The following is a 6,225-nucleotide window of genomic DNA, read 5'->3' on the forward strand; positions in this document are numbered from 1 at the left end:
CCCTATGACCGGGTTGGGTCAGCGCTGTCGATCATGTCCAGATGTGAGGGGCTCAGAGCACATATCGAGCTACCTCGGATACCGACCATCAGATCGGTGGTCCGGTGTGTCGTTGACTGCCGCGCAGAGGGCGCGGACAGAGTTGTCGCCGGACGAGACCCCAAAGCGGGGCGGGCGGCGGCGCGACAGTCGTAACAACGAGTAACCGACCGGTCGTCTGTCGCAGAGTGACGACTGACGCCGCCGAGAAAGGGGCTCCACTCATCGCACCTGGAAGCCCGGCGTGCTCAGCAAAGAGTGGTGACTGCGGTGTGGCGAAGGAAATCCTCGGCCCGGTCCCATGACCAGCCGTTTTCCACCACCATCGTGCGCCAGCCCGTCGGGCCGAACCAGAACCACAGGAGGTCGGCCGTCTCCTCCACCGGGCAAGGAGGCGGCGGCGTCAGGGTGTGCAGATGGCGGGCGGCGGTGCGGAGCGCGTCCCGGTAAGCCGCCGTGGCGCGCTCCCACAGCACCTCGCCGCCCTCATGGACGGGCAGAGCCTTGCGGATCGCCTCGTGCACTGTGAACTGCCCCTCGTTGCCCGTCCGCGCACCGCGCGCCAGCGCTTCCAGGACCGCCTCCGGTGTCCGCAGGGCGAGCACCTGCCGCATGGCCTGCTCGTAACCGGATGCGACCACGCCCTGACCAACGATCCGGTCCAGGATGTCGCCCTTGCTTCCGACACTCGCGAAGACGGTCTTCGACGCGACGCCAGCCGCCGCCGCGATGTCCGCGACGGTCACCCGGCCATAGCCGCGGTCGGCGAACAATTCGGCCGCCCGCTGGAGGATCAGTGCGCGGGTCTGCGCGGCGGCCTGCTCACGCAAGGGGGAGACGTAGGCACGCTTGGACGACATGACGCCATCGTAATCAACATCATCACATGGCCGCACTATTCATTAGGTGACTTGTAACCCTAATATGTGCCCCGACGGATCACACAGCGAGGCGAAGGCGATGGACGTCATGGGAATGGACACCACGGAACTGGCCCACGGGCTCTTCCGGATACTCGAGACAGGGGATCCGGTTCTGGCCGCCGACGTGGTGGGCGAAGACTTCCGCAACCGCGAAGCGTCCGTGTCGCCCCCGGCCTGCGCGATCCCCGGCCCCGCAGGCGTCCTTGCCTCGGGCGCGTGGATGCGGTCGGCCTTCAGCGACCTACGGTTTCCCGTCCTCGGCGTCGCCCGCAACGACCACCAGATCTGGGTGCGGCTGCGCATGCAAGGACGGCACACCGGCCCGTTCGTGCGCTTCAAGGACGAATCCCTCGACCAGGCCATCCCTCCGACCGGACGCAGAATCGATTTCGAGCAGGTACACGTACTCGACCTCCGTGACGGCAAGTTGATCAGGCACGAAGCAGTACGCGACGACATCACCATGCTCGGCCAACTCGGCGTGTTCCCCCCGGCCCCGGCCACCGTCCTGCGCATGCTCGCGTGGCGGATGACCGGACGAGCCGCTCGCGCAGCCGCCCAGGTCGCGACCCAGGCAGCCGACGCGGCCGCCCTGCTCCGCGACACGGCTCACCCGAACCGCTGAGGTCTCCAAGAATCCGTCAACGGCGACCGCTGTGCCCTGCTGGACAGCAACGGCCACGGCCTAAGGGCTCCCGTAACCCCTGGCGGGCGCACGACGACAGCTACGGCACCTCGCCGCGTTGTCGGAACACCCGAATACATCCAGTATGGGGACGTCCCTCCGCCTTGCGATGCAGCGCATCCGACACCGCGCGCCGATCCACCAGGGATTACGGGACAGCCCTTGGCGGCGCAGGCCACATCGCCGGCAGGCCCCCCGTCGGTACGCAAGCCGCGGCGACGCCACTCAAAGAACCTTGAGCAGCCGTTCGGCCAGGACGGCTGCCGAGGCAGGGTTCTGCCCGGTGAACAGGTTGCGGTCAACCACCGTATAGGGCTTCCACATCTCGCCCTTGGTGAACTCGACTCCCAGGTCGATGAGCTCGTCCTCCAACAACCAGCGCGCCTGCGGGCCGAGCCCGACCGCGTTCTCTTCCTCGTTGGTGAACGCCGTGATCCGGTAGCCGGCAAAGGGCGATACGCCGAGGATCCTGGTCGCCAGCATCGCGGCCGGGGCATGGCAGACAATGGCGAGGGGCTTGCCGGCGGCGAGCGCCTCGGCCAGCAGCCGTCCGGCGTCCGCGTCGACGCACAGGTCTTCCATGGGGCCGTGGCCGCCCGGGAAGTAGACGGCGTCGTAATCTTCCAGGCGGGCGTCCGCCAATTGGATCGGCCGCCGCATCACCTCTGCAGAGCGGATGATCGCCTCCAGATCGAGAGCGGTCTGAGCGCTGCCGGCCATCTCGGGGCGCAGGCTCATCATGTCCACGGTCGGGACCACCCCGTTGGGGGTGGCGACCACGACCTGGTGGCCGGCCTCGGTGAGCGCCTTGTACGGGGCCGCGAACTCCTCGGCCCAGTAACCCGTCGCGTGCCTGGTGCCATCCTTGAGCGTCCAGTATGCCGCGCCAGTCATCACGAAAAGTAGCTTCGCCATCGGAAAATCGTCTCCTCATCCATATCTGATCTGGTTGGCGGAGATTGATTACAGACACACCTTATGTCGAAGTATGATCCATGCCACATGTCGCAGCCGATCTGCCGGACTACGAGCCGAATATGCCATCCGGGCAGTTCAGGCGACATGGCGGTACTCATGGAGGGTGCCGCCGAGGACGACCCCGACCCCTGCATCGCTGCGGACGGCGTCGAACAGGTCGGGGAGCCTCCGGAATGGCCGGATGCGCCGCATCGTCGTCATTGACGCCCCGTCCAACGGCCTCCGGCCGCCCACCGAAGGCGCGGTGCCCGGGTGCTACAAGCTCGCCGGCGCACTGCGCGAGCAGCGGCTGGTGCAGCGGCTCGGGGCCTACGAGGGCGACGGCGTGTTCAACGCTGAGGCGATCGCCACGTACACCTGCAAGCTCGCCGACCGCATCGAGCACCACGTCCGGACAGGGGACTTCCCGGTCGTCCTCGGCGGGGACTGTTCCATCCAGCTCGGCGCCTCACTCGCCCCCCGTCGCATCGGGCGGTACGGACTCGCCGTCATCGACGGATCCGCGGACTTCCGGCACCCCGGGAACTCCGACCGTGTCGGTGCCGCGGGCGGCGAAGGGCTCGCCATCGCGACCGGCCCCGGCCAGGCAGACCTGATGAACCTCGAAGGGCTGCAGCCCTATGTCAGGGACGAGGACGTACGAGTCTTCGGCATTCGGGACTACGACGAAGAGCGGGCCGAGCTCACAGAGTTGAAGATCACCAACGCGACGGTCGGGGAGCTCCGGGAGTGGGGCGCCGCGGAGCTGGCGGGCGCGGTGCTGCAGGTACTTGAGGTGCTCGTGACCGAGGGATTCTGGGTGCGTCTGGACGCGGACGTGCTGGACCCCTCCGTCATGCCCGCCGTCCACAGCCCCGACCCCGGAGGGCTCATGCCCGACGAACTCGCCTTGTTGCTTTCAAGCGAACCGAAGTTGGTGCCGACTTCGCGGGGATGGACGACGACGGTGCCTCCCTGGGGTTTCGGGGTGGGTCTGGGTGACGGTGGTGCGGCGAAGACGTTCGCGGGACGGCTGGCCGGTGTCGAAGCAGGTGCGTTCGCCACTTGAATGCGAGACCTCACCAGTCCCCCTAAGGGCTGTCCCGTAGTCCCTGGCGGGCGCACGACGACAGCTACGGCACCTCGCTGCATTGTCGGAACGCCCGAATACGCCCAGTCTGAGGACGCTCCTCCGCCTTGCGATGCACCGCATCCGACGCCGCGCGCTGATCCACCAGGGATTACGGGACAGCCCCTGGCCGGTGGCGCCCATCAATGGCGGGATTGTCGAGCGACGTCCGAGGTTCCTGCCGCGGGTGAGCGGTCCGCGGCGGGCGGGGCGGCCGGGTCGACGGTCAGGGTCAGCAGGGTCGCGGCGAGCGCGCTCGCTCCGACCAGCCCGGCGGCGAGCTGCCGGCGGGATCGGTGGGTGGCGCCGAGGCCGGCCCTGCGGGGTCTGCGGTGACGTGCCATGAGGATCCCTGCCCTAGTAGGAGAAGTTTTCGGAGTGGATGTGCTCTGCGGGGACGCCCGCCCTGGTGAGCGCGGCGGTAGCTGCGTCCGCCATGCCAGGCGGCCCGCACAGATACACGTCGTACTCGGCGAGGTCGGGGAGCAGATTGCGCAGCGCCTGCGGCGCCAGCGGGTCGAAGGCTGCGTCGGAGGGCCCGAGGAGATAGCGCAGCCCGGCCTGCCGGGTACGGGCTATGGCCTCCAGCTCCTCACGCAGCACCAGTTGGGCCGCGTTGTTCGCACGGTAGAGGAGTGTGATGTCGCCCGGGCCGCCCGGCAGCGTCTCGAACAGTGCCCGCATCGGCGTGATTCCGACACCGCCCGCGATGAGCAGCACCTTGCGCCGCGTACGGCGGTGGGCGGTCATCGCCCCGAACGGACCGGAGGCCAGCACACGGGTGCCGGGCTTCAGCCGCCGTATCCGCCGGGTGTGGTCGCCGATCGCCTTGACCGTGATCCGCAGGGTGTCGTCGCGGACGGGCGCGGACAGCGAGAAGGGCAGCGCGGTGCGCCAGAGCCTGCGCTGGAGGAAGCGCCAGCGGAAGAACTGGCCTGATTCGGCGCGAAGTTCGTCCAGCCCGATGCCCTGCACGACGACGGAGACGACATCCGGCCCCTCACGGCGTACATCGAGGACACGCAGGCTGTGGCGCAGCGCCTGGCGTACGGGCACGACGCCTCGGTACCAGAGCAGCAACACGGCGACGGTGGCGTGCAGCATCGCCCACAGCCAGACGGCGAGGACGCTGCCCGCGATGTCGGGTCCCACGAGCTGATGCGCGAAAGCGAGCGCGGCCGCCGAATAGACGAGCAGGTGCACGGCCCGCCAGGTCTCGTGCGTGACCCGTCCACGCACGGCACGCGCGGAGGTGACGCCGACGGCGACCAGGAGTGCGGTACCGAGAGCGGCGGCAGCGATCCCGCCGTATCGGAGAAGGTCCCTGGCGGCGGAGAAGAGATCGGTGCCGGTGTGGGCGGCGTATCCGCACAGAGCGAAAATCATGTGCGCCAGGCACAGTGTCAGGACATGCCGTCCGCCGCGGCCGTGCCACCTCGCGAGCCGGTCGGCGCCGATGCCATGTTCGATCGCGGGCACGCGCGCCAGGAGCAGCAGCATGACGAGCACGCCGTACCCGGCGAGCAGACCGGTGAGATGGGCAGCGGTCGCAAAGAGCGCGTCGAGCCGCGCCGACGGCCTCACTTGGGCGCCCCAGAGCGCGACGACGCCCGCGGCACCGCCGCCGAGCGTCGCCTTCAGACCGTGTGGCGACAGGCGTGCGGGGTCCGGCACGCGGGTGCACACCGGACCTTGTTCCTTCGGTTGCTGCGTCGCCGGATACGCCGCGAGCGCCGGGTCGTCTGCATGCCGGGGATCGTCAGTTGCCTCGATCGTCACGCGGCGAGACTAGAGGCGCAGGACGAGGAAAAGAGGCTGTTCAGAGGCATATTCATGATCCTTAAGGTCCCCTTGAGGATCCTCTGACCGAGGATTAAGCCGAGAGCCCGACAGCCCTCGCTCCGATCACGACGGCGGCGTACAACTCCTATGAGACAGCCGTCTTCTGATCAGCCCGCTGCTACTGAAAGCCGGTCTGACGAGCGGCGCCATGCCGTCGTGGTTGGGGTGCAGGCTTCGTGATGCCGCGTGGTGCTCGCATGCGATCTGCCGATTGGATGGCAGCAGCCGAGCAGCGGAGCTGTCGACCGAGTAGCTGAGGGCGGGGGCGGCATCGAAGTTGACCGCGGTGGCTCCGGTGAAGCTGCTGCCATTCCATGTGACCGTGCTGCTGCCTGCTGCGAGCGCGCTGTTGGGTACGACTGAACCGAGGACGGGGGCGGCGGCTGCGCCGCTGGGCCGTACCGCTTGCTTCGCGGGGTCGCTGATTTCCACGGTGTCTCCATAGGGTGTGGCTCCGCCCAAAAAGGGAGGCGGGGAGATTACTGACCGAATCCGCCTGCCGCCACCCATCACGCAGGCTCCGACCGGGCCGGGAGAACGCTCTCGGTCGGGTCGGGGGTGACTGGTCAGGAAGTGTTGGGCCCCCGGCCCGGGATGGCTTCCGGACCGGGGGCTCGGGAGACGGGCACGGCACCTGTGTGGTCAGCGCG

General features: G+C 68.4%; 7 protein-coding genes. 2 read left to right on the top strand and 5 right to left on the bottom strand.

What is annotated here, in order from left to right; genetic code table 11:
• Positions 1 to 287: 287 nt before the first annotated feature.
• On the bottom strand, positions 288 to 899 hold the full coding sequence (locus ACIA8E_RS32940; RefSeq protein WP_399303618.1) for a TetR/AcrR family transcriptional regulator: 612 nt from the start codon (positions 897 to 899) through the stop codon (positions 288 to 290).
• 100 nt (positions 900 to 999) lie between these two features.
• Here ACIA8E_RS32940 and ACIA8E_RS32945 point away from each other — a divergent pair, with 100 nt between their 5' ends.
• Positions 1,000 to 1,587, top strand: coding sequence for an ester cyclase (locus ACIA8E_RS32945; protein WP_399303620.1), 588 nt, complete (start codon positions 1,000 to 1,002; stop codon positions 1,585 to 1,587).
• A 285-nt stretch (positions 1,588 to 1,872) separates the two neighbouring features.
• On the opposite strand, the gene ACIA8E_RS32950 is transcribed toward ACIA8E_RS32945, so the two are convergent.
• Complete coding sequence (locus tag ACIA8E_RS32950; RefSeq protein WP_399303622.1) at positions 1,873 to 2,562, bottom strand: type 1 glutamine amidotransferase domain-containing protein; 690 nt, start codon at positions 2,560 to 2,562, stop codon at positions 1,873 to 1,875.
• Between the two features lie 244 nt (positions 2,563 to 2,806).
• Here ACIA8E_RS32950 and ACIA8E_RS32955 point away from each other — a divergent pair, with 244 nt between their 5' ends.
• Entirely contained in the window at positions 2,807 to 3,673 is an 867-nt protein-coding gene (locus ACIA8E_RS32955) for an arginase family protein (RefSeq protein WP_399303624.1), read from the top strand.
• A 203-nt stretch (positions 3,674 to 3,876) separates the two neighbouring features.
• Here the strand turns inward: ACIA8E_RS32955 and ACIA8E_RS32960 are convergent, their stop codons facing one another.
• The 3 genes from ACIA8E_RS32960 to ACIA8E_RS32970 all read right to left on the bottom strand — a co-directional run bounded on the left by ACIA8E_RS32960 (position 3,877) and on the right by ACIA8E_RS32970 (position 6,007).
• Positions 3,877 to 4,077 (bottom strand): hypothetical protein, encoded by a 201-nt coding sequence (locus ACIA8E_RS32960; protein ID WP_399303626.1) that lies wholly within the window; start codon positions 4,075 to 4,077, stop codon positions 3,877 to 3,879.
• Positions 4,078 to 4,090: 13 nt separating this feature from the next.
• Positions 4,091 to 5,407, bottom strand: a complete 1,317-nt coding sequence (locus tag ACIA8E_RS32965) for a ferric reductase-like transmembrane domain-containing protein (RefSeq protein ID WP_399303644.1) — start codon at positions 5,405 to 5,407, stop codon at positions 4,091 to 4,093.
• A 231-nt stretch (positions 5,408 to 5,638) separates the two neighbouring features.
• On the bottom strand, positions 5,639 to 6,007 hold the full coding sequence (locus tag ACIA8E_RS32970) for an IPT/TIG domain-containing protein (RefSeq protein ID WP_399303628.1): 369 nt from the start codon (positions 6,005 to 6,007) through the stop codon (positions 5,639 to 5,641).
• Positions 6,008 to 6,225: the final 218 nt, after the last annotated feature.

Source organism: Streptomyces sp. NPDC051664 (assembly GCF_044453545.1).
In the GTDB taxonomy this organism is placed as follows: Bacteria; Actinomycetota; Actinomycetes; order Streptomycetales; family Streptomycetaceae; genus Streptomyces.

Bases quoted from the DNA above. Each gene is read 5' to 3' on its own strand.
- ACIA8E_RS32960 (WP_399303626.1), bottom strand. From the start codon at position 4,077: ATGGCACGTCACCGCAGACCCCGCAGGGCCGGCCTCGGCGCCACCCAC.
- ACIA8E_RS32945 (WP_399303620.1), top strand. From the start codon at position 1,000: ATGGACGTCATGGGAATGGACACCACGGAACTGGCCCACGGGCTCTTC.
- ACIA8E_RS32955 (WP_399303624.1), top strand. From the start codon at position 2,807: ATGCGCCGCATCGTCGTCATTGACGCCCCGTCCAACGGCCTCCGGCCG.
- ACIA8E_RS32940 (WP_399303618.1), bottom strand. From the start codon at position 899: ATGTCGTCCAAGCGTGCCTACGTCTCCCCCTTGCGTGAGCAGGCCGCC.
- ACIA8E_RS32950 (WP_399303622.1), bottom strand. From the start codon at position 2,562: ATGGCGAAGCTACTTTTCGTGATGACTGGCGCGGCATACTGGACGCTC.